Source organism: Mycolicibacterium nivoides (genome assembly GCF_003855255.1).
Classification (GTDB): domain Bacteria; phylum Actinomycetota; class Actinomycetes; order Mycobacteriales; family Mycobacteriaceae; genus Mycobacterium; species Mycobacterium nivoides.
The window spans coordinates 3,092,727-3,116,005 of record NZ_CP034072.1 but is presented as its reverse complement, the minus strand read 5'-3'; the positions used below and the strand labels follow the sequence as shown (position 1 = coordinate 3,116,005).

The 23,279-nt window shown below is 65.7% G+C and carries 20 protein-coding genes and 1 pseudogene; 15 read left to right on the top strand and 6 right to left on the bottom strand.

Annotated elements, in window-relative coordinates:
* The first annotated feature begins 56 nt into the window (after positions 1 to 56).
* A complete protein-coding gene (locus EH231_RS14895) occupies positions 57 to 2,375 on the top strand; it encodes an esterase-like activity of phytase family protein (protein ID WP_124712654.1) in 2,319 nt (772 codons plus the stop codon).
* Positions 2,376 to 2,382: 7 nt separating this feature from the next.
* Here EH231_RS14895 and EH231_RS14890 read toward each other — a convergent pair whose 3' ends face one another.
* Positions 2,383 to 3,540, bottom strand: coding sequence for an iron-containing alcohol dehydrogenase (locus tag EH231_RS14890; RefSeq protein ID WP_090424521.1), 1,158 nt, complete (start codon positions 3,538 to 3,540; stop codon positions 2,383 to 2,385).
* Positions 3,541 to 3,720: 180 nt separating this feature from the next.
* Here EH231_RS14890 and EH231_RS14885 point away from each other — a divergent pair, with 180 nt between their 5' ends.
* Positions 3,721 to 4,617 (top strand): LysR family transcriptional regulator, encoded by an 897-nt coding sequence (locus EH231_RS14885; protein ID WP_164480897.1) that lies wholly within the window; start codon positions 3,721 to 3,723, stop codon positions 4,615 to 4,617.
* A 4-nt stretch (positions 4,618 to 4,621) separates the two neighbouring features.
* Here the strand turns inward: EH231_RS14885 and EH231_RS14880 are convergent, their stop codons facing one another.
* From EH231_RS14880 to EH231_RS14865, 4 genes are all read right to left on the bottom strand, one after another.
* Positions 4,622 to 6,040 (bottom strand): amidase, encoded by a 1,419-nt coding sequence (locus tag EH231_RS14880; RefSeq protein WP_124712653.1) that lies wholly within the window; start codon positions 6,038 to 6,040, stop codon positions 4,622 to 4,624.
* Between the two features lie 35 nt (positions 6,041 to 6,075).
* Positions 6,076 to 7,530 (bottom strand): purine-cytosine permease family protein, encoded by a 1,455-nt coding sequence (locus EH231_RS14875; protein WP_124712652.1) that lies wholly within the window; start codon positions 7,528 to 7,530, stop codon positions 6,076 to 6,078.
* Between the two features lie 353 nt (positions 7,531 to 7,883).
* Positions 7,884 to 8,252 carry a hypothetical protein gene (locus EH231_RS14870; protein WP_124712651.1) on the bottom strand — a complete coding sequence of 123 codons (369 nt, stop codon included), beginning with the start codon at positions 8,250 to 8,252 and terminating at the stop codon, positions 7,884 to 7,886.
* Positions 8,253 to 8,254: 2 nt separating this feature from the next.
* Positions 8,255 to 9,889: a peptide chain release factor 3 gene (locus EH231_RS14865; RefSeq protein WP_124712650.1), complete on the bottom strand. Its 1,635-nt coding sequence runs from the start codon at positions 9,887 to 9,889 to the stop codon at positions 8,255 to 8,257.
* Positions 9,890 to 10,079: 190 nt separating this feature from the next.
* On the opposite strand from EH231_RS14865, the gene EH231_RS14860 reads away from it, so the two are divergent.
* The 4 genes from EH231_RS14860 to EH231_RS14845 all read left to right on the top strand — a co-directional run bounded on the left by EH231_RS14860 (position 10,080) and on the right by EH231_RS14845 (position 13,344).
* Positions 10,080 to 10,622, top strand: coding sequence for an LOG family protein (locus EH231_RS14860; protein ID WP_044515969.1), 543 nt, complete (start codon positions 10,080 to 10,082; stop codon positions 10,620 to 10,622).
* 9 nt (positions 10,623 to 10,631) lie between these two features.
* Positions 10,632 to 11,198 carry an HNH endonuclease signature motif containing protein gene (locus EH231_RS14855; protein WP_124712649.1) on the top strand — a complete coding sequence of 189 codons (567 nt, stop codon included), beginning with the start codon at positions 10,632 to 10,634 and terminating at the stop codon, positions 11,196 to 11,198.
* Positions 11,199 to 11,349: 151 nt separating this feature from the next.
* Positions 11,350 to 12,606: a L,D-transpeptidase gene (locus EH231_RS14850; protein WP_124712648.1), complete on the top strand. Its 1,257-nt coding sequence runs from the start codon at positions 11,350 to 11,352 to the stop codon at positions 12,604 to 12,606.
* A 102-nt stretch (positions 12,607 to 12,708) separates the two neighbouring features.
* A complete protein-coding gene (locus EH231_RS14845) occupies positions 12,709 to 13,344 on the top strand; it encodes an RICIN domain-containing protein (RefSeq protein WP_124712647.1) in 636 nt (211 codons plus the stop codon).
* Here the strand turns inward: EH231_RS14845 and EH231_RS14840 are convergent.
* Positions 13,341 to 14,102 (bottom strand): sensor domain-containing protein, encoded by a 762-nt coding sequence (locus EH231_RS14840; protein WP_124712646.1) that lies wholly within the window; start codon positions 14,100 to 14,102, stop codon positions 13,341 to 13,343. The two genes, EH231_RS14845 and EH231_RS14840, sit on opposite strands and share 4 nt — an antisense overlap.
* Positions 14,103 to 14,381: 279 nt before the next feature.
* Here EH231_RS14840 and EH231_RS14835 point away from each other — a divergent pair, with 279 nt between their 5' ends.
* The 9 genes and pseudogenes from EH231_RS14835 to EH231_RS33825 form a co-directional block, all read left to right on the top strand.
* A complete protein-coding gene (locus EH231_RS14835) occupies positions 14,382 to 15,683 on the top strand; it encodes a hypothetical protein (protein ID WP_124712645.1) in 1,302 nt (433 codons plus the stop codon).
* A 16-nt stretch (positions 15,684 to 15,699) separates the two neighbouring features.
* Positions 15,700 to 16,830, top strand: coding sequence for a nuclear transport factor 2 family protein (locus EH231_RS14830; RefSeq protein WP_124712644.1), 1,131 nt, complete (start codon positions 15,700 to 15,702; stop codon positions 16,828 to 16,830).
* Positions 16,831 to 16,858: 28 nt separating this feature from the next.
* The gene (locus EH231_RS14825) at positions 16,859 to 18,136 is read left to right on the top strand and encodes a hypothetical protein (protein ID WP_124712643.1); all 1,278 of its coding nucleotides are present in this window, start codon (positions 16,859 to 16,861) and stop codon (positions 18,134 to 18,136) included.
* Positions 18,137 to 18,217: 81 nt separating this feature from the next.
* Positions 18,218 to 19,186 carry an AAA family ATPase gene (locus EH231_RS14820; protein WP_234927542.1) on the top strand — a complete coding sequence of 323 codons (969 nt, stop codon included), beginning with the start codon at positions 18,218 to 18,220 and terminating at the stop codon, positions 19,184 to 19,186.
* A 7-nt stretch (positions 19,187 to 19,193) separates the two neighbouring features.
* Complete coding sequence (locus EH231_RS14815) at positions 19,194 to 20,066, top strand: DUF58 domain-containing protein (protein WP_124712642.1); 873 nt, start codon at positions 19,194 to 19,196, stop codon at positions 20,064 to 20,066.
* Entirely contained in the window at positions 20,056 to 20,532 is a 477-nt protein-coding gene (locus EH231_RS14810) for a hypothetical protein (RefSeq protein WP_124712641.1), read from the top strand. The genes EH231_RS14815 and EH231_RS14810 overlap by 11 nt, the downstream gene beginning before the upstream one ends.
* Positions 20,523 to 21,605, top strand: a complete 1,083-nt coding sequence (locus EH231_RS14805; protein ID WP_124712640.1) for a hypothetical protein — start codon at positions 20,523 to 20,525, stop codon at positions 21,603 to 21,605. The genes EH231_RS14810 and EH231_RS14805 overlap by 10 nt, the downstream gene beginning before the upstream one ends.
* A complete protein-coding gene (locus EH231_RS14800) occupies positions 21,602 to 22,678 on the top strand; it encodes a vWA domain-containing protein (RefSeq protein ID WP_124712639.1) in 1,077 nt (358 codons plus the stop codon). Before EH231_RS14805 ends, EH231_RS14800 begins: the two co-directional genes overlap by 4 nt.
* Positions 22,675 to 23,279: pseudogene (locus EH231_RS33825) on the top strand (hypothetical protein); the annotation flags it as partial. The gene EH231_RS14800 and the pseudogene EH231_RS33825, both read left to right, overlap by 4 nt.

Below are 23,279 nucleotides of genomic sequence, written 5' to 3'. Positions count from 1 at the left end.
TCACCTGTACGCGCCAAGCTCGTCCGACTCACCGGCACAACTGAAGAGGGTGGCGAATGACACGGGCGAGAGCGGCCGCGGCAGTGACCACGACGGCAGCACTGATCCTGGCGGGCTGCTCCACCGAGGGCAAGAAGCCAGGGGAGACCCCGAAGGCGACGTCGCCGATCGACTGGAACCTCCCAGCCCAAGAGAGCTACCACCGCACCGCCACCTACCCGGTGTACCTCAACAGACCTGCTGAGGATCCGGTCGACAAAGAGACCGTCGCCGAGATCTCGACCGTCACACCCGACGGCAACACGCTCATCTACACCGACGCCGCCGCCAAGCGCATCGGCTTCCTCGATATCACTGACCCCGCCAAACCCGTTGGTAAAGGCACGCTTTCCCTCGCGGAGCTGGGGCACAAGGATGACCAGCCCACCTCGGTGGCGGCGGTCAATGACCACGTCCTCGTCGTCGTCGACACCACCGGCGGTGACTTCGCCCATCCAACCGGGCGCGTCGACATCGTCCGGACCAGCGACCGAACCCGCGTGCACAGCATCGACCTGGGTGGCCAGCCCGACTCGATCGCCATCAGCCCTGACGGCACCTTCGCCGCGATCGCGATGGAAAACCAGCGGAACGAGGAGTTCACCCCGCCCGGCAAGGAGGAAGGCGACCTTCCCCAGCCGCCGACCGGGTTCGTGCAACTGATCGACCTCACGGGTGCCCCGAACACCTGGACGCCCCGCAGGGTCGACTTCGATGTGGAAGCGGCGCGAAAAGCCGGCCTCGATACCCCCGAAGATCTCGAACCCGAGTACGTCAGCATCAACTCCCGCGGCCAGGTCGCGGTGACCCTGCAGGAGAACAACGGCATCGCCGTCATCGACGGCCGCACCGGCACAGTGCAGAAGATCTTCAGCGCCGGAAACCAATCCGTCGAGGGCATCGACACCAAAGAAGACGGCGCGATCGACCAGACCGGCTCGATCCCTGACACCCCGCGCGAACCCGATGCCATCGGCTGGATAGGTGATGACCACTTCGCCACTGCCAACGAAGGCGACTGGAAGGGCGGCACCCGCGGGTGGACGATCTTCGACGCGAGAACTGGCGAGGTCACCTGGGATGCCGGAAACTCCCTCGAACAGCTCGCGGTGCGCACCGGCCTGCACATCGAGGGACGAGCCGAGTCCAAGGGACCGGAGCCGGAAGGCCTGGCCGTCACCACTATTGACGGTCACCCGACCGCGCTGATCGCCTCCGAACGCAGCAACTTCGTCGCCGTCTATGACGTCAGTAACCCCAAGGCGCCGGAGTTCCGGCAGATCCTGCCGACCACGCCAGGCCCCGAAGGCGTTCTGCCGATCCCGTCGCGCAACCTGCTGGCCATCTCGTCAGAGGCCGACGACGCCGAAGCCAAAGTGAGGGCCTCGGTCAGCCTGTACGGCTACGGCGAATCCTTCGCCACTACAGGCAAACCGAGCTTTCCATCGATCGTCTCAGCCGATAGAGACGGAAAGCCGATCGGATGGGGCGCGCTCGGCGCACTCTCTGCGGACCCGAAGGACCCCAACCGGCTCTACACCGCCACCGATATCGCCTACGGCCCGGCCCGCATCCTCGGCGTGGACGTGGCCCAGAAGCCGGCCGTGATCGACACCGAACTGCCGATCACCGAAGACGGCAAGCCCGTCACCCTCGACACCGAAGGCATTTCAGCCCGCCCCGACGGCGGCTTCGTCCTGGCGGTGGAAGGCGAAGACGGGCCCGGTAACCAGCTCGTCTATGTTGCCGCCGACGGCAAGATCGAGAAGCGGATGCCGCTGCCCAAGGACATTGCGGCACAACTCGGCAGCAACGGGCTCGAAGGCGTTGCCTTCCAGTCGAGTAGCGCCGGGAACGCCACTTGGCTCGCGCTGCAGCGCGAACTCAAGTCCGATCCGAAGGGCGTGGTCCGCATCGGGCGCTACACGCCGGAGGGCGACAAGTGGGAATGGTTCGGCTACCAGCTCGACTCCACCAGCACCAAGGACGACTGGATCGGCATCTCCGAAATCTCCGTCCACAACGGCGAATTGCTGATCCTCGAACGCGACAAGCTCAACGGGCCCGACGCGCGACTGAAAGCGCTGTACCGGGTCGCGATCCCCGAGAGCGCGGGGGCAGGCAACCTGCAAACCCTGCCGAAGACGCTGGCCCGCAACCTGGTTCCGGATCTGCAGGCCACCAACGGTTATGTGCAGGAGAAGGTCGAAGGCGTCGCGATCGCCGGAAATCAGAACCTGTACGTCGTTACCGACAACGACGGGCTCGACGACGCCAACGGCGAAACGGTCTTCCTCGATCTCGGACCCGCAACCGAGGCGCTGACGGGTCAGTGACTCGGACTCAGTAGATCTCGCGGTAGAGCTCCACGATCTCCTCCTGAGTCGGAATCCGTGGGTTGTTGTTCGGCGACCCGGATGCCAACGCTTGAGCCGCCATGGTCTCCAGGCGCGCCTCCCATTCGGCCTGGTCGATGCCGTAGGCCCGGGGCGTCGGCACCTCGACATCGGCACAGAGCTGCTCGAGCTCGGCCACCAACGCGTCGGCGGCATGGCGGTCCTCGGTAGCTGGCGCGACCACACCCATCGCCCGGGCGCAGTCGGCATACCGTTCGACCGCCGAGTCGATCGAGAACTTGGTGACCGCGGGCAGCAGCATGGCGTTGGACAGACCGTGTGCGACGTGGAAGTGACCGCCGATGGGCCGGCTCATGCCGTGCACCAGCGCGACGCTGGAGTTCGAGAACGCCATGCCCGCCTGAGTCGAGGCCAACATCATGGCTTCGCGCGCTTCGCGGTCGGCCCCGTCGGCGTAGGCCCGTCGCAGGTGCCGCGAAATCGACGTCATCGCCGCCAAGGCCAGGGCATCGGTGAACCGGCTGGCGCGTCGGCTCACATACGCCTCGATGGCGTGGGTCAGCGCGTCGACCCCGGTATCGGCGGTCAGGCGGGCCGGCATGGACACGGTCAGCTCGAAGTCCACCACGATGGCGATCGGGAGGAACGATAGGCCGGGGCAGAGCATCTTCTCGTCGGTGTCACCGTCGGTGACGACGGTGAATTGTGTTGCTTCCGATCCGCTTCCAGCGGTGGTCGGCACCGCGACGATCGGAAGTGCAGGCCCGGAGTAGCTGCTCGGTGCCTTGTACGACGTGATGCTCTCGCCGGTGGCCGACAGCACGGCCAACGCCTTGGCAGTGTCCATCGGGCTGCCGCCGCCGAAACCGATGACGCCGTCGGCGTTGTGGGTGCGAGCGAGCTCCACACCCGCGGTGAGCGAGGCCGCCGTCGGGTCGGGCACGGTCTCGGAGAACACGGCGACGTCGGCTCCCGCGGCTTGCATGGTCTTGACGAGCCGTTCGGCTTGACCGTTCTCGGTGAGGAACCTGTCGGTCACCAGCAGCGGTCTTTGGATGTTGAGCTGGGTGATGACCGATCCGAGGTCTTCGACCGATCCGGCGCCGATTTTGGCGAAACGGGGAAGCGCGATGTTGACAGTCATGGATCCGTCCTCACGGTGGTTTGGGAGTGGCTGTGGTTGAGATCACCTGAATGTGAGGCGATCTCGGTACGGGTAGCTGAGTGGCTCACGCCATGAACCATGCTCACTGCTTATTCGTGCACCAGTCAACGGCCAATGGCGCACATGCGCGTGCACATTTGCACGTGTAGGTTGTTGGCCATGTTCAGCGCCGACAACCTGCGCTTCTTCCTGGAAGTGGCGCGTACGGGCCGGCTCAATGAGGCCGCTCGCAATCTGGGGGTGGACCACACCACGGTTGGCCGGCGCATCACCGCACTGGAAAAGACCTTCGGGGAAAGGCTTTTCGACCGCTCCCCGGGAGGGTGGCACCTCACCGAGGCCGGCGCGGATCTGCTGCCACGCGCGGAGTCGGTGGAATCGGCTGTCGTCGCCGCGTATGACGCGCGAACCTCCACGGCCGGCCCGCTCACCGGCACGGTGCGAATGGTGACTCCGGACGGGTTCGGTGCCTTCGTCGTGGCACCGCGACTCGTCGAACTACGACGGGCGCATCCTCATCTCGATGTCGAACTGGTCACCGCGACCGAACACGGGTCGCTGTCCGCCCGTCACTTCGACATCGCGGTCACGCTCGAACAGCCGTCACCGCGCGCGGTCCATGTGCACCACCTGGCCGGGTACGACCTGCGGCTCTACGCCGCACCGGAGTACCTGCGCGCTGCGCCACCGATCGCCGAGCTTGCCGATCTCACGGAACACACCCTGGTCTGGTACATCGACGCCCTGCTCGACGTGGCGCCGCTGCGGATCCTGGAATCGCTGCCGCACAAGCAGCGGGTCGTGGTCCAGACCAACAACATCACCGGCCACTGGACCGCGGCGCGCAGCGGGCTCGGCATCGCGCCCCTGCCGGAATACCTCGGTGAACCCGACGACGCGCTGGAAGTGGTTCTGCCGGAGAAGTTCTCGGCGCGACGCAACTACTGGATGGTCATCCCGCGGGAAATGCAGCAGCTCGGGCGGGTACGGGCCGTCGCGCAGTTCCTGCGTTCCACGGTGGCGGCCAGCCCGTACCTCGCCCAAGCCGATTGGTGAGCCGTCACACCGCGGGATGCTCCTTGTTCCACGGTGTGGCTGCCTGGAAGGCGCCGACGATGTCGACAAGCCGGCGCTCCTCGAATGCGCTCCCGACCATCTGCAGGCCGACCGGGAAGAGACGGCCGGCTTCTGTGGTGGTGAAACCGCCGGGGAAGGTGATGGTTGGCAGTTGTGACAGGGTGAACGGCACCGTGAATCGGTGCACCCCCGCGGTGGTCTCCTCATCCATTCGGATCATCTTTTCGACCGGTGGGGCGATGAAGGACATCGCCGGGATCAGCACCGAATCCACCCGCGCCAGCGCCGCCTCCATCTGACCCTTGAACTTCAGCCGCCGCTGCAACAGTTCGTCATATTCGATGCCGGACATGGCAATTCCGCGATCGATCAGTTCACTGAGGGCCGGCCCGTAGCTGTCCTTGTGTTCCGGATACAGCCCGCGGTGCGCACGGGCGGTCTGCACCGCGCACACGCCGAACCAGTCGGTGATGGCCTCGGTCGGATCGGGCAGGGTGATCGGGACGAGCTCGGCACCCAGATCCCGCAGCGCCTGCTCGGCTTCGCGGTGGGCCTTCTCGACGTCGATGCTGACCTCGCGATAGCTCCACTCCGGGTCGATACCGATCCGGACCCCGCTCAGCGACGCCGGCGGCTGGGTATCGAATTGGGGTACCGGCCGCAGCGCGGCGGTCGGATCCCGAGGGTCCGCGCCGGCGATGGCGCCCAACACCAGTCCGGCGTCGCGGGCCGAACGGCAGATCGGTCCCACGTGATCGAGCGTCGCCGCGAGTTCGACGACGCCGGCCCGACTCACCCGGCCCCACGTCGGTTTCAGCCCGGTTGCCCCGTTGGAGGCCGAAGGCATCCGGATCGATCCGCCGGTATCAGAGCCCAGAGCCCCGAAACACAACCCGGCCACCGGGGCCACCCCGCTGCCACTCGAGGACACTCCGACCCAGCGATTCGGGTCCCAGGGGTTGAGTGGCGCCTTGAACGGGGGTGTGTGCTCGGTGTACACGCCCTCGGTGGTGTGTACCTTGCCGACGATGACGGCGCCGGCCTGCTCCAGCCGTTCGACGACCGTCGCGGAGCTGTCGGCCACCTGCCCGGCCCGAACGGACATCCCGGCCTCGGTGCGCCATCCGGCCTTGTCGTAAATATCCTTGATGGCCAATGGAATACCGTCCAGCGGGCCGCGCGTCGTCCCGGCTTTGCGGCGCTCGTCGGACTGGTCGGCCTGGGTCAGGGCCTCGTCCGGTGCGACGAAGGCGTAGGACCCCAGGCGCTGGTCCACTGTGGCGATCCGGTCGAGGGTCAGCTGGGTCAGTTGCCGTGCGGTGACGTCGCCGGCGGCCAGCATGTCGACCAGCTCGCAGATTTCCCGGTAGTGCAGTCCGGCTTCCGAACCGTTCTCAGTCATTCGTCGATCTCCTAGTGCTTCAATCTGTTTCGTCGTCACTCGGCCGCCATCGCGCACTCATCGTCCGGCAGCTCATCATCGATGCCCGAGGCGACCGGACCATACTGCGAGCCCCGGGTGATGATGGTGAGCGGGATGTACACGATCGGTCCCAGCAGCATGGCCGCGAACGAGGCGAAGTGCAACGGGTAGACGCCGAACACGCCAAGAGCGCCCAGGGTCAGACCCGCGGCCAGCGCCACCATGCCGCACAGGTTCCAGTCCTTGACCCGCCCCTCGCGGAACTCGATCTGGCTGCTCGGCGCGAGCTTGAGCAGTTTGCGGCAGACGAAGTAGTCGCTGAGCAGGATGAAAATCCAGGTGTTGGTCATGATGCCGGTCACCGCCAGGAACTTGTCCGTGTATTGCAGCACGTTGATCGGGTAGAGCACCACGCCGAGCGCAACCAGCAGCACCATCCACCACTGTCGTCCAATGCGTTTGGGGGAGAGCACATCCCAGGCGTTGGACAGGGCAAGGGACCCGGAGTACAGGTTCATCACGTTGATCCGCACCTGGGTCAAGATCGCGAAGATCACACCGAGCACGCCCATCACGACCGCGAAGATCAAGCCGGGATCGGTGGCGGCGAGTTCCTGTTCGGCGCGGCTGCCGTCGAAATGCGAGATCATCGTGAAGCCGAGGAACGCGCCCAGCACCATGACCACGGCGATCATCAGCAGCTCGACGAGCATCACGCCCGCGGTACCGACGTAGGAGACCGAGCGCTTGACGAACCGGCCGTAGTCAGTGGCGATCAGGGCCTGGAACACCACCTGGCCGTTGGCCAGGCTCAGCGCCTGCCACATGGCCGTGGCCGACACACCGTCCTGAACCACCCATTCCCCGGGCCCGACGAGCACGTAGCCATTGGCCAGCATCACCATGCCGACGGCGAAGAGGATCAGGAAGATCGGCATGCCGAACCGCTGCAGGATGTTCATCGAGTGCATACCGCGCCAGGAGTAGTACAGCGCGATGAGCGCGACGATGCCGAATACTACGCTGGCTGCCGCCGAATTGATTGGTATTCCGGCGATTTCGCTCAGGCCGTGCGAAACGATGCTGCCCTCGAAGATGAAGTAGAAGACATAGTTCACCGCGTAGACGAACGAGGCGATCGCCGAACCGCGGGCACCGAAACCTAGTCCGCGGGACAGCAGCGGCAGCGACAAGCCTTCCTGACTGGCGATTCTCATCACCAGCGCGCCGACGATAGTGGCGCCGACGATCATGTAGGCGATCGGAATGAGCAGGGTCGGCCAACCCACCAGAAAGCCCATCTGGCCACCCAGGGCGAACCAGAACATCGCGGTGACGTTCCCGGTGAGGACGAGCAGGATGGCCGGCCGGCGCCAGCGTTGACTGTCCGGGACGCGCGTCGTCGCGTAGCTCTCGATCTGGTCGTCGAGGCTGGTGGCCGGCCCCTGAAAATAGCTGCTGAAGCTCAACGCATGATCCTTCCTTGCACCATCTCGCGACTGATGACCGAACGCGCATCCGGCGCGCCGTCCGAGTTCGACCGCAGCGGATCTCGGGCCGTGTCTTTTCTGGCGAAGTCGTTGGGCCTTGCTGCGATGTGAACTACATCTCAACCTGCGCATACGGCTTAGTCAACGGACAGTGCTGCACATGGAAGTGCATAGATGCACAGCGTTGAAGCCAATGGCGGCGCAGTGATGGGCGGCCTCTGCTGAGACAACCAATTCGTCGGTTGCGAGAAGTGTTTTCGAGGTGACAACGGGCTCGGCGCGCCTGAAGGCCGCTTCGTTCTGGTGGGGATGACGGCCCGACCGCACCTGTCCTAGACGGCGAACGCCAACCAGTAGCCGATCGGGATCATCGCGACATACCCGAGGATCCCGACGGGAATCCCGATCAGTGGCGTCCACTTGCGCCGTTCGGCCACCGCGGCACCCGCGACGGCCAGGACGGTACCGGCCACCAGACACATCCACGGAATCCACACGAGGACGTTCTGGCCCTTCGCGGACAGCTGGCACACCTTGTCGGTGACGCCTTCGTGGCAGGGGTCGGTCGCCATGGCCAACGGCAACATCAACACGACGGCCGCCAGGAAACCCAAAACACCCATGACGCTGAGCAACCCGACGAACCACACCCAGTGCTTGCCGTAATTGCGCTCGGCGGCAGGGGGTTCGGGGACGGTCATCGTCAGCCTTCGGCTGCCACCAACGACCCGAGCTTGATGTCGGGGTTGTCGCGCTGGAAGCCTTCCAGCCGCCACGGCGTCGAGAACAGCACGAGCATGACGCCGTCGCTGCGCGTCAAAACTTCCGCCGACACCTGGCGATTCACAAAGTCGGCGTCCTCGGGGCGGACGACTCGCGCGACCTGATAGGGCAGGTTCTCCAGTGCGATCGGTGCGCTGAGTTCGGTGGCCATCCGGTGGGCGGCCACCTCGAACTGCATCGGCCCGACCGCGGCGAACACCGGTGCCTGCTCGCCGCGCTTGTCGGAGCGCAGGACCTGCACGACGCCTTCCTGCTCGAGCTGCTCGATCCCCTTGCGGAACTGCTTGTGCTTGCTGGGATCGGTGCCGCGGGCCACCGCGAAGTGCTCGGGGGAGAAGCTCGGGATCGGCGGGTACACCACCGGGATGTCGCGGTACAGCGTGTCGCCGGGGCGCAGTGCCGCGGCGTTGGCCAACCCGATCACATCACCGGGCCAGGCGTCATCGAGCGTCGAGCGCTGCTGGCCGAACACCGACTGCGCGTACTTGGTGACGAACGGCTTGCCGGTGGCGGCGTGGGTGAGCACGTCGCCGCGCTCGAACGTGCCCGAGACCACCCGCGCATAGGCGATGCGGTCACGGTGCGCCGAGTCCATGCCCGCCTGCACCTTGAACACGAACGCGCTGAACGGCGAATCGACCGCCCGCCGCACACCGTCGACATCGACCGAACCGCTGGGCGCCGGGGCCAGCTCCACCAGGACGTCGAGCAGCTGGTTCACGCCGAAGTTCAGCGCGGCCGAGGTGAACAGCACCGGAGAGGACTCGCCGGACAGGAAGGTCTCGCGGTCGTAGTCGGACCCGTCGATCGACAGCAGCTCGGATTCCTCGACGGCGGTATCCCAGTCGTCACCGGCGGCCGCGTGGGCGTCGGCCGCGGCGATGTGCTCCTCGGGTGCCGCGGTGGCACCGCCCGCGGTGCGGGTGAACCGGATGAACTTGTTCTCCCGGCGGTCCATCACGCCCTTGAAATCTCCGGCGATACCGACCGGCCAGGTCAGCGGAGTGGTGCGCAGCCCGATCCGCTCGTGGATCTCGTCCATCAGCTCCAGCGCGTGCCGGCCCGGGCGGTCCCACTTGTTGATCACCGTGATGATCGGGATGCCGCGGTGCTTACACACCTGGAACAGCTTGAGGGTCTGCGGCTCAAGGCCTTTCGCGGCGTCGATGAGCATGACCGCGCAGTCCACCGCGGTCAGCACGCGGTAGGTGTCCTCGGAGAAGTCGGCGTGCCCGGGGGTGTCGAGCAGGTTGATGACGCAGTCGCGATAGGGGAACTGCAGCGCGGTCGAGGTGATCGAGATACCGCGGGCCTTCTCCATGTCCATCCAGTCCGACACCGTGGAGCGCCGGCCCGCCTTGCCGTGGATCGCGCCGGCCTCGGTGATCACCCGGGCATGCAACGCGAGCGCCTCGGTCAGCGTGGACTTACCGGCGTCGGGGTGGCTGATGACGGCGAAGGTGCGGCGACGGGCCGCCTCGGCGGAGATCTTGGCAGCTTGGGCGGTGTTGGAGGCCTTGGGAACCAGGGCGTCATCGAGGGCTTTGTCGGTCATGTCGACTAGCGATGGTATGGGGGTTTGAGCGCAAACCCGTAATCGAGCGGGGCCGACGTGTGATCCGCGGCCCGTGGTACCGCCGGTGATACTGCATTTCCAGATTACCTATTGGTCCCCTTCCCGGTGCTGATGTGACACCTGTGGTCACCGCCCGATACGCCCGCTGCGGAGGGCATGATCGTTCGTGATGAACATCTGCGTCTTCCTCTCCGCCGCCGACCTCGATGACCGCTACACGGAACCGGCGCGCGCCTTCGCCGAACTCCTCGGCACGGGAGGCCACACGCTGGTCTGGGGCGGCTCCGACAAGGGGCTGATGAAGGTCGTGGCCGACGGGGTACAGAACAGCGGCGGCAGGCTGGTGGGGATCTCGGTCGAGTTTCTGCGACAACAGGCGAGGACGGGCGCCGACGAAATGGTGATCACCGCCGACCTCGCCGAGCGCAAGGCGACGCTGCTTGCGCGTTCGGACGCACTGGTGGTGATGGCCGGTGGCCTGGGCACCCTCGATGAAGCCACCGAGATCCTGGAGCTGCGCAAGCACCGGCGGCACGACAAGCCCGTGGTGCTGCTGAACACCGCCGGCTTCTATGACGGCCTGGTGATCCAGCTGCGGCGGATGGAGCAGGACGGTTTCCTGCCTCTGCCGCTGGACGAGCTGGTGTACGTCACCGAAGAGCCTGACGCGGCGATGACGTACCTCCAGAGCAGTGTCGGCGGTGCTGCCTAGCATCGGGCCATGCCATCGGAGCGCCCCGCCGTACCCGCCGCGATCAAGCGCGCGGTACTGATCGAGGCAGGCCATCGGTGCGCCATTCCGACGTGTAGGCAGACACCGGTTGAGATCGCGCACATCGAGCCGTGGTCGGCGGTGAAGACGCACGCCGTGGAAAACCTGATCGCGTTATGCCCGACCTGTCATACGCGGTACGACAACGGCGATATCGATCGAATCTCGATGCGGCAATACAAAGCCAACCTCGCCATTCTGAATAACCGATATTCCGAGACCGAACGGCAGTTGTTGCGGGCCTTCGTGAAGAAACTCGAAATGGCCAGGCGACTCGAGCCGTCCGTCACTGCCGCCGGCCTGGCCGACTTCGCGGGAATCGGCAGGGTTCGCATCTATTCGGAGATGGATTGGATGCTGGTCAACCTCGTCGATGACGGGCTGCTCACCTTCCGCGACTACGAACACCGTGCCCTCCACGAGCAGGAGCGCGCGTTGAACTCAAAAGTCGTCGAGCTCACCGCCAAGGGGGCGGAATTCTTGGAGCATTGGATGACGGCGGAGCCTCTGGGCTAGGTGTGTGTGCCGTGCCGCTGCGTCATCGCAACGAGACGATCACGACTCGCCTACAGCGGGTGGCCGTTGTGCTGAAGATCGTGGGGTCCGGCTACGATTGAGGCACCGATCGGAACCTCGATCAAAATGGCCCTCGCCGAACCACATTGGAGTGAAGTTGACGTCTGTTCGTCGTGCCTACCTGGCGGTCGCACTTGCTGTGCTGGCCGTGTCGGGTGGTGTCGTTGTTTCGGCCCTGCCGGACTGCGCCGAGCACTGCCAGACGTTGGCCGCCGCGCCACAGGGCGCGCCGCAGCCGTCGCCCACCGAGCCGGCCAAACTCAGCATCGTGCCCAAGCCCGACGCCGAGGTCGACCCGCTGGCCCGGGTCATGGTCACCGCCGACACCGGCACCGTGGCGCGCGTGACGATGGTCAACGACGCGGGCAAGGAGATCCCCGGCGTCCTCACCCCCGACGCCAGGACCTGGAAGCCGACCTCCACGCTCGGCTACGGCCGCACCTACACGCTGAAGGTCGAGGCCCGCGGCCCCGGCGGCATGCCGACCCGCAAGACCACGAGTTTCTCCACCGTGACCCCCGGCTACCAGGCCCGCGTCTACCTCAACGGCACGAACTACGCCCCGCTGCAGGACGGTGCCACCTACGGCGTCGGCATGGTGATCGTCGCGCGTTTCGACGAGCCGATCACCGACAAGGCCGCCGCCGAGAACCGGATGAAGGTCACCACCGAGCCCAAGGCCCTCGGCTCGTGGAACTGGATCGACGACCAGACCGCGCACTGGCGTCCGCAGAAGTACTACGCCCCGGGCACCAAGGTCACCGTCGACGCCGGCATCTACGGCGCCAAGCTGGGTGACGACCTCTACGGCGCGCAGGACGAGAAGGTCTCCTTCACCATCGGCGCCTCGCACGTCACCGTCGCCGACGACACCGACAAGCAGGTCAAGGTCTACGAGAACGGCAAGCTGGTCCGCACCATGCCGACCTCGATGGGCATGGGCGGCACCGAGACCATCGGCGGCACCACGATGAGCTTCTGGACCCCGCGCGGCATCTACACAGTGATGGACAAGGCCAACCCGGTGGTCATGGACTCCTCGACCTACGGCCTGCCGGTCAACTCGCGGCTGGGCTACAAGACGACCATCCCGTGGGCCACCCGCATCAGCATCGACGGTATCTACCTGCACCAGCTCAACGCGACGGTGTGGGCGCAGGGCAACACGAACACCAGTCACGGCTGCCTCAACCTCAACGGTGACAACGCGGAGTGGTTCTACAACTTCTCGGTGCCCGGCGACATCGTCGAGATCCGCAACACCGGCGGGGACCCGCTCAAGCCGACCAACAACGGCGACTGGTCGGTGACCTGGACCGATTGGGTCAAGGGCAGCGCGCTGCGCTGACGCTCGCACAGATTCAGAACGGGTAGTCGCCTACTCATTCCACCGGTCCGCTCACGCCTCACTCTGGTGGTAGAGCGTCAGTCGTGGCGCGGTGAGGGGGACATGATCATGGTGCTGCCGACGCCAGGTACCTACGGAATGCTGGTGGCGAAGCATTCCGGTAAGGCCATCGAAGTAGCGGATGCGTCGCTAGCCGACGGAACCAAAGTCGTTCAGTCCGACAAGACCAGGGCCGCCAATCAATTGTTCCGATTCTCCGAAGCTGCGCCCGGCTTCTTCAGCATCGCGGCGCTGCACTCGGGCAAGGTCCTGCAAGTGGCGGACGATCTCGAAGCTGTCCGCCAGTTCGCCCGAACTGCCGAGGGCCGGCAGGAATTCTCCCTGGCGCAGAACGGGGACTTCTTTGTGATCACAAACCGCGTCTCCGGCCGTGTGCTCGATGTCCGGGGTGCCAGCAAGGAGAACGGTGCCGAACTCATCCAGTTTCCGTTCCTGGATGACCACGACAACCAGCTGTGGAGCTTCGTGCCGGTCGACGTGAGTCCCTGCGCGGACATCACCCGTCAGATCCGCAAGAACGACGAGCGGATCGCCAATGACCTGACCGGCCTTGACGACCCGGACATCACGCGAGAGCAGCGCAAGTCGCTGCAAAAGGATCTGGACGAGGCACGGGCACGCAAGCGCGGACTGGAGAAGGAACTGAGCCGCTGCCTCGAGGGACTGCCGGTGCCCTAGTTGCCCGGCAGCTTGGCCGCGATCCGGTCGATCACCTGGTTGGCCTGCGCCGCTGAATCGCCGTCACCGCAGACGATCGACTCGACGACGGCGCTCCCGTGGGCCAGGACGGCGTGATAGCAGTTGCGGGCCGGGGCTTCCTGACGCTGGACTCCGCCGCCACCGCGGGCGGTGTCGCGGCGCGGATCGGGGAGGGCCTCCGGGTTCTCGGCGGTGACGGGCCCGGCCGTCCAGTGCTGTGTGACGTCCTTGGCGGTGGTGGTGAACACGACGCCCTCGCGGCACTGTTCGTCGTTGATCATCCGGACGGTGTTGCCGGCCACCCGCAGTGCCTGCCGCCCGGGCTGGGGCCACACCGGTGACGTTTCCGGAAACATCTGGATCAGCTGGGCAACGGACTGGCCCCGGGCGCCGCGGTTGTTGTCGCCGACGACACCTTGGTAGCCGTCGGCACCCACCGCCTCCTGGAACAGCAGGCGGGCCGCGCAATCGCGTGGCTCGATGCCCGCCGAGGCCTGCCCAGGCTGGGTGAACGTGGCGGTCTGCTGCACGTCGGTGTCGCCGATGATCTCGCCCAGCTCGCCGGGCGGCAGGAGCGCCGCACGGGCTGCCTCGACCGGGTCGGCCGTACCGGGGGACGGTGTCTGCGCCGCCGCGGTGGTCGATTGTTGAGACGACGCCACGACGTCGCCATCGGTGCTCTCCGAGCATCCGGCCAACAGCAGACCGATTCCGAGCAAACCAATCACAGCCCGCACTGCGCCCCCTCGTCATACCTGTTGACAGCGATGAAGCCCCGCTTCACCGGCCAGGCTCCGCGATAAATCTTGCCCCAGCAGCGGGGGACGGGGATGCGGCAATTTGTCGCCATGCCCGCCGGGTGGATCGGAAAATTGGTGCCTGCGGACCGCGTTGGGGGCGGTTAGGATTTGCACGGTTGCTGCCCGGTGGCTACCAGACACCACGCGATGGTCTGGTCGGTAGTGAATTGATTCGGGGGATGCGGTGCGATCGACGCTGGCTATGGGGATGAGCCTGTGACGGGCGGGGGCTTCGGCGGTCCCAATCCGTTCGGTGGTCAACCAGGTCCCGGCCCGCAGAACCAGCCCCCGCGACAGCCCGGATGGGGTGGGGGCCCCGGCCCGCAGTATCCGCAGGCACCCACCGGTGGGCAGCAGTTCGGCACCCCGCTGCCGCCACCACCGCCTCCGCCGCAGTGGGGCGCCGGACCATCGCAGCCCGGCCAGTTCGGCAACCAGCCGCCGTTCACCGGGCAACCTTCCGGTCCCCCGGGATACCTGCCGATGCCGACCCCCAAGCCCGCGCGCAAACCATTCCTGAGACTCCCGTCCACCAAGCGAGGCCGGCGGATCCTGCTCGGCACGGGTGCCGGCGTCTTGGCGGTCGCGCTGATCGTCGGTGGCATCGTGGTGTTCAGCGGCGGCGAGAACGACGGCGGCACGGGTAAAGCCAGTGAGGCGGTATCGGCCTATCTGGAGGCGTTGCAGCGTGGCGATGCCAAGGCGGCGTTGGCGCTGGGCCGCGATCAACCGCCGGATACCTCGATGCTCACCGACGAGATCCTCAAGCAGCAGATGGAGAAGTTCCCCATCACCGACGTCAAGATTCTCGGTGACATCCCGACGACCAACGGCGGTGCCATGGTGCACGTGATCGCCAAGGTCGGCGGTATTGACAGCGACGAGCGCATCGTGCTGGAGAAACCCCCACCCGGCGAGGGCTGGAAACTCAAATCGGCGGCGATGTCAGTCGAATTCAAGATCCAGGACATGAATCCCGGTCTGGCCAAGACCATCACGGTCTGGGATAAGCCTGTCCCCAAGAGCGGCAAGGCGTACGTGTTCCCCGGGCTGGTCGAATTGGGTAGTTCGAACCCGGCTCTGGAGGTCGGCAATTCGCCGGCAGTGGGCAACGCCGACCCGACTCTGTACGAGATCTCGACCATGAGCAGAGTGGTCTATCCCGAGGTCAAGGTCAGCGACAACGGCCGTCAGATGGTGCGCGACGAGTTGAAGAAGGCGTTGGACAAGTGCGCCGAGAGCACCAGTCTCGAACCGCCGAAATGCCCGAACAAGGCCGCTCGGTCCGATTTCGTGGCCGACTCCGCGAAATGGACAGCGCCGTCCGACCTCGAAGCCGTCACCATCAACTTCATGGACCCGAAGACGGGCAAGGTCATGATCATCGGCAACGCCGAATTCGGTATCTCGGTCCGCACCCAGTCGGGTGAGACCGAAACCGGGACGTTCTTGGCGTCCGTCTTCGGCAACGCCGACATGACCCAGAACCCGCCCGTCGTCGATTTCGACAGAGCCTGAGCGGGGAGAAACCAACGTGACGAACTTCTCGAACTGGCCCGGGCAAGACGCGACACGGGGTGCCCCGCCGCCTCCACAGTTCAACCAGCCGCCGCCGCAACCGCATTGGGGTGGTCCTTCGGCCCCACCCGGCGACCCGAAGCCGCGGCCGGCCAAGAACCGTAAACCACTGATCATCACCGCCGCGGCGACCGTGGCCGTTCTCACGGTGATCGGCGTCATCGTGGCGTTCCTGATGGGCAGCGGCGATGAGGGCGTCAGTTTCAATCCCAACGGCTCGCCGACGGAAGTCGCCAAGGCCTACATGGAAGCCCTGTCGCGGGGCGACGCGCAGGCGGCACTCGACCTCAGCGCCACTCAACCGGCGACCACCGACCTTCTGACCGATGACATCTTGAAGAAGCAGCTGGACAAGTTGCCCATCACCGAGGTCGAGGTGATCGGGGAGGCGGACCGGAAACCCGACGCCGACAAGCGGACTGCCGCGGTCAAGGTTGCGGCGAAGTTCGGTGGACAGCGCACCGAAGGAAAACTCGACATGGTCGTGGTCGACAACCAGTGGAAGCTCTCGGCGGCGTTCGTCGATGCCACCACCGAAGAGATCCACGGATACGGGGATCCTGAGGCGGCCGAGGCGTTGACGGTGTTCGGCAAGCCGCTGCCGCAGAGCCGCCACTTCTACGTTTTTCCCGGCTACCTCGAAATGGGCACGGCCACCCCGTATGTCAAGGTCAACGAACTGCCACCGACCACGCTCGACGATGTCTCCGCGCTCAAGGACACGGGGGTCGAGCCGAAGTTCTCGATGGGCCCCGATGGCCTCAAAGCCGCGCAGGACGCGGTACTGGCCTGGATCAACAAGTGTTTCAACCCGGGTGATCACACCGGGTGCGGCGATATCATCACCGGCACCTGGACCAACACCTACGACATGAGCACGATGCGGGTGCGCGGCCCGGTCGACTTGCCCCCGGATATTTTCCGGCTTCCCGATCACACCACCGTGGTGCAGGTGGGCGGCCTTAACGTTCCCTTCACCGCCAACGAGAAGACGACCGGGCGGGTCATCGACAACTCCATCAGCATCTCGGACCAGGTCGAGGTGAACATCGGCGTGCAACCGCCGAAAGTGGCCTTGAACAGGTGAAGATGACGCCGACCGACCGGGAGACGCCGTGACCAACTTCGGGGGAGACAATCCCATCGGCGGCGATGCATCTCAGCCGCCGCAAGGCTTTCCGCCTCCGGCGCATCCGCAGTCGCCGGCCCCCGGACCGTTCTCGCCAGGACCGGCCGGCGGCGGCTTCGGCGGCCCGGCGTCCGGTGCCCCACCGTCAGGTGCTCCGCCGTTCTCGGGCGGCGGATACCCGAATCCGCCAGGGAATGCGCCTTTTCCGGCCGTAGCACCGGCGTTCGGGCCCCCGTCCTTCGAACCGCCGTCCTACGCCGGCACCCCACCCAAGAACCGCCGCAAGCTGTTCGGCATGATCGCCGGCGCCGTGGTGCTCGTGGTCGCGGTGGTGGTCGGGATCATCGTGGTCGTCGGTCAATCCAGCACGGATGCCACGACCGCCAGCGGTGCGGTCGAGGGTTACCTGAAGGCGCTGGCGAAAGGCGACGCCGACAAGGCGCTGTCGTTCGGGATCAACGAACCTCCCGACAAGACCTACCTCACCGACGAGGTGCTCAAGAAGCAGATAGAGAAGATGCCGATCACCGACATCAAGATCCTCGGCGAGGATTCCACCTCGGTGCATGTGCTGGCCAACTTCGGCGATGAGGCCGTCGACCAGGAAATCCCCGTCAAACAGGCTGGCGACGGTACCTACAAGGTCGAATACCCGACCTACGCACTGAATTTCGAGAAAGAGAAAGCCAAAGGGTCGACAGCGCTGCTGGATTCGTTCAGCATTTTCGGCAAGCAGCTGCCGTCGTCCGGCATCGCCTACCTCTTTCCCGGCGCGATCGAGGTGAGCACCTCGAACCCGAACATCACCCTGAAATACCGCCGGGATTCCTACCTGCAGTCCGGCGCCTCCTACAAGCAACCCGAAGAGAACGCCGACTACGAGCTCGAAGTCAGCGACGAGGGTAAGGAAGCGGCCGACAAGGCGATCCTGGACGCCATGACCGAGTGCGCCAAATCGACTTCTCTGGCACCGCCCAACTGCCCCATGGACGCCACCCGCGCCGCCTACGGCCTGACCGACGGCACCGCCCGTTGGACCGCACCGACCAACACCGACAAGGTGACGCTGCGGATGCCGACGCAAGTCTTCGGCGAGGGGCTCAGTGGTCACGCAGAGGTCAGCGGTGCCGTCGACATGAAGTTGTCGGCGCAGTCCACCGAGCCGATGTTCAACATCAACGACGAGACCGTGCGGGTCAGCATGGGCGGCTACGTCGATCTCACCAAGAATCCCCCGACCTACACCTACGAGAAGGGTTACTGAAAATTGGAGCTTCAACAGCCCGGCGTGGATGCGGGGGAACGGACGACACTGACCAACCGGGTCCAGCCCGGTAACCAGGAACTGCAACTCGCCCTGCAGGCGGTGCGCGAGATCGGCTATGCCTTCGGCGCCAAGGTGGTCGGGCAGGAGCAACTGCGCGAGACACTGCTGATCGGCCTGCTCGGCGGCGGACACATCCTGCTCGAAAGCGTGCCGGGGCTGGCGAAAACCACAGCAGCGCGCACCCTCTCGGACGCGATCGCCGGCACTTTCCAGCGGATCCAGTGCACGCCGGACCTGCTGCCCAGCGACATCCTGGGCACCCAGATCTACGACGTGACCACGGGGGAGTTCAAGACTCAGCTGGGTCCCGTACACGCCAACATCGTGCTGCTCGACGAGATCAACCGCTCCAGCTCCAAATCGCAGAGCGCCATGCTCGAAGCGATGGAGGAACGTCAAACCACCATCGCGGGAACGACATACGCGCTGCCCGAGCCGTTCCTGGTGATCGCCACGCAGAACCCCGTCGACCAGGAGGGCACCTATCCGCTGTCGGAAGCCCAGACCGACCGGTTCATGCTCAAAGAGGTGCTGCGCTACCCGACCCCCGAGGAAGAGGTCGAAGTGCTGCAGCGCAGAGACCGCGGGGTGTACGACCGCACGGGTGTACCGCGTCCGGTCGTCGACCTGGGAACCATTCGGCGGCTGCAGGTCACGACTCGCAACGTGCACATGGACCCGGTGTTGATGCAGTACGTCAGCCGGCTCGTCCACGTCACCCGCGAGCCGCAGCAGTTCCTGCGCCCCGAGGTGGCCCGCGTCATCGAGTACGGTGCCAGCCCGCGCGCCACGATCGCCTTCGTCAACGCGGCGCGCGCCGCTGCGCTGATCGCCGGCCGCAATCACGTTCTGCCGCCGGATATCCACAAGGTGGCCTATCGGGTGTTGCGACACCGACTCATCCTGGGATTCGAGGCAGTCAGCGCCAAGGTCACCCCGGAGTCCGTGATCGATCAGGTGCTGCAAGCGGTCCCGGTCCCCGGATAGTCCGGCGATGGGCAGGCACCTCAACCGTTCGCGGCAGTTCTTCGGCAACGTCAGCCGCAGCATGCTGCAAGGCGGTAAGCACGCGTTGCTGCACACCCGCACGCTGGAGTTCGACGATCTGCGTCCGTACGTGCCCGGCGACGACATCCGCGACATCAACTGGAAGGCCTCGGCGCGTTCCAACGACACGCTGGTCACCAAGTTCGTCACCGAGAAGCACCACAAGATCCTGCTGGTGTGCGACACGGGCAGGAACATGTCGGCGCTGGCGCCCAGCGGTGAGTTCAAGCGCGACATCGCCGGTGTGGTGGCCGGTGTGATCGGGATGATCAGCATGAGCCGTTCCGATGAGCTCGGCATGGTCTACGGGGATGCCCGCGGCAGCGCCGCGGTGCGAAGCCGCAAGGGGGAGAACCACATTGAGGGGATGCTCGAGCAGTTCGCGGCCCACGGCGTCGGTGACGTCGGGGAAAGCCGCATCATCACCCAGCTGAACTACGTGGCGCACAGCCACCGGTCGCGGCTGTTGACGGTCGTCATCGCCGACGAGCCCGAGATCTCCGCCGAACTTGAGGAAGCCGTCAAGCGGCTGGCCGGGCGCCACGAGCTGCTGTGGGTGGCGATCTCGGACATGCCGGCTGTCGGCGCCGACCAAGGGGAGATGGACGGGTACGACGTGGGAACCGGGCGGTTCATCCCCGACGGTACCACGTTGGGTCAGTCCGTGGTCGACGCCTATCGCCGCGCTGAACAACAGCGGATGGCCGAGCTCGACCGGTTCTTCGAAAGGATGGCAGTGCCTTTCGTCCGGATCGGCGGCAGTGCCGAAGTCCGGAACCGGATCACGCATCTGACGGAGGTGTACAGCAATGCCCGGTGATGACCTGCTGAGGTTCATCGGCGGACCGCTGGCCCCGTCGGGTTGGTGGCTGGTGCTGGCCGCGGTGATCCTCGTCGCGCTGGTCGCCTGGTGCGCCGGCGTGGTGATCTGGACGCTGCCGCCGCAGCGGTTGCGGTCCATCCCCGTCCTGCGTGACTGGCATGCCCAGCTGACCCGGCGCCGGTTCACCCGGGCGATCGAAGAGACCACCGCGCGCTACGGCCGACGTGAGCTGTCGCGGGAAGGCGCCGCCACCGCCTACAACCACACCCTGCGCAGCTTCCTGTACCTGCGCACCGGGGTGTACGCGAAGAACCTGCTGACCGACCACCTCGCCCAGGGTGAGCTGTCCGATGCCGTCCCGCTGCTGACGGTCCTGCACGACGCCCAGTTCAACCCCGAATCCCGCGCTGACGTACTGGCTTTGGGACGCTCGGCCGAGGAGTTGATCCACGCATGGACCTGAGATGGAGCTGGCTGCTCATCGTCGGTGTGCTGGGCCTTGCCATTGCCGTGCTCATCGCCTGGCGGCTGCCAGTGGCCAAGGCGCAACGGCGGATGCGTCCGCTGGCCAACGTCAGCCGCCTGACGCGGCTGCCCGAGTTCGCTCGGGTGCAACGCATCTACCTGATCTCGATGGCTGTCGTGGGATCGATGGTGGCCATCGCCTTCCTTGGCGCCATCGTCGCCGCGGCCCGGCCCGCCAAACTCGCCTCGGCCAACGACGGCTACGACGCGGCGTACCCCCGCGACATCATGTTGTGTGTCGGGCAGCCCGTCAACGACCCGACCACCGCCGATTTCCTGAACTACTGGGCCGAGAAGGCCAAGGGCGCCACCAATACCTCGTTCGGGATCACCTCCCAGAACCTGCGGGCGCTGCCGATCACCCGCGACAGTGCCTATGCCGAGCAACGGATGCGTTACTTCGCCGGCCTGGCCGGGATTCAGCAGAAACTCGACACCCACCAGAAGGTGCCGGTGGAGCAGAAACTCGAACTGTCCGCCGGACTCGAGGCGTTCGCCCGGCCGATCAAGTACGCCGACTACGCGCCGAGCCTCGAAGACACTCTCGCCATGTGCCTTTCGGGATTCGGGCCCAGCAGCGGTTCTCACCGCCGCCAGCTCGTCTACCTCGGCTACAGCAAGTTCCGCGCTGACGGCGAAAAGCGGCCCTCCCTCTATGACCAGTCTCAGGTGCTGGCCATGGCACAGCGTCAAGGGATCCAGATCAACGCGGTATCGCGGGCCGACGTCGACCAGATCAGTCAGGCCGGCAACGATTCCCTGCGCGCCCTGACCGAGGCCACCAAAGGCCGGTTTTCCCTCTACAACCCGGCCGGTACCGGATCCTCCGACGGCGCCAACGACATCCTCAACGGCGCCCTCGACAAGATCGACCAGGATCCGCCGGTCCCGATGTACCTCGGGGTCAATCAGGACTCGAAGCGATACTTCGACATCCCGACGATCCCCCTGGCGATCGCGGTCGTGGCGGCCCTGGCGCTGTCGGTCGGGCTGGGGGTGTTGCGCCGATGAACTTCGCCCCGGTCCTGCCCGTCTACCTGCTCGCGATCCTGGCCTTCCTGATCGTGGCCGTTCGGGTGTTCACCCTCTATCAACTGCTGATGCGTACGAGCCCGGGCCGCTACCGGCCCGTCGTATTGCGCTGGCTCGGACTGACATTCGCCGCCCTGCTGCTGGTGCTGGCGGCGTTTCGGCCCGGTGCCGCCGATGACGGCGACCGCAAGGCGTCGGCCGCCGGGGCGGCGGTCTCCGACATCAACGTGTTCTTCGTCGTCGACCGGTCGGTGACCTCGCGGATACCCGATTACGGCAACGGGCAAGCGCGCATGGAGGGCATCCGCGCCGATATCGCCGCACTGATGGAGAAGTACCGAACGGCCCGGTTCGGCATGATCGGGTTCGCCACCAAGGCGAAGGTCAACTGGCCCCTCTCGCCCGACACCGACAGCTTCAAGGCCTACGCCAAGAACCTGTCGGCCTACTCCCTGACGCCGTATGACTCCTACAATTTCATCGACCCGGTAGCGGCGAATGATCTGCTGCGCGAACAACTCGAAGCGGCGAAGAAGGCCTACCCCGAGTCGAAGAGCATCGTGTTCTATTTCGGCGACGGAGCCAAAGGCGACCAGGCTAAGCCGGGCGCGTTCGACATCTCCGAGGATCTCTTCAAGGGCGGGGCCGTGCTGGGATACGGCACCCCGGCCGGAGGGCCGATTCCGCAGAGTTACGCCAACGGGCGCAAGAACTATCTCGGCGACCCGGCCACCGGCGCGATCATCCGGTCCGGACTCGACGAAGCCCGCTTGCAGGAGATCGCGAAAAGCCTGGGCGTCAAATACTTTCACCGTGAGGCCGGCCAAGAGATCGTGCCGGTGCTGCCGCCGGTCGCCTCGGGCGGCATGGTCGACGGCGGCGAGGTCAGTAGTGGTGAGGATCCGCTGGTCGGGCGCACCGAGTGGTATTGGGTGTTCGCGTTGATCAGCGCGGTACTGCTGTCGATCGAGGCGGTGCTGATGGTCCGCGAGGTCCGGCGTAACCGGTTGTCCCGCAGCGACCTCACCGCAGAGGACGTGGTGGCCCAATGATGTTGCGTCAAAAGCCGAACCAGATCCTCCCGTTCCTGCGCCACCTGCTGCAGATCGCCCGTCACCGCACGGTGGCGTGGTTCAACCCGTCGCAGCGGCGGCTGCGGCTGCGGCGTCGCCTCTTCCTCTACACCGCGCCGGTCGCCGCGCTACTGGCGCTGGTGGTCGCCGGGCTGATCTCTGTGGTGATGGTCGGCAATTCGGCCGTGGACTCGTTCGACAAGCACGACATCGAGGCGTTGCGCCTCGACGTCGACAAGCTGAAAACGTTCGGGGTGATCGAACCCGGCAACATCGCCTTCGCCGAAGGCGATCTGCTTGTCCTGGAAGGCAAACTCAACGACGCCGAAACACGGTTCAGTGATGCGCTGGAACGCTTCGACGGCGACGATTCCTGCCCGGTACGGATCAATCTCGAACTCGTGCGGGAATCGCTGGCCGATCTGGCCGTGCGGTCCGGACGTCCCGAGGATGCCGACCGGCTGTACAACGCCGCCCTGACCGTCGTCAAGGAAGCCCCCGACGGATGCTTCCTCTACAACACGGATTCCAACGAAGAACGACGGGCAGTGCGCGCCGACGCCAAGCCGCGGCTGGAACG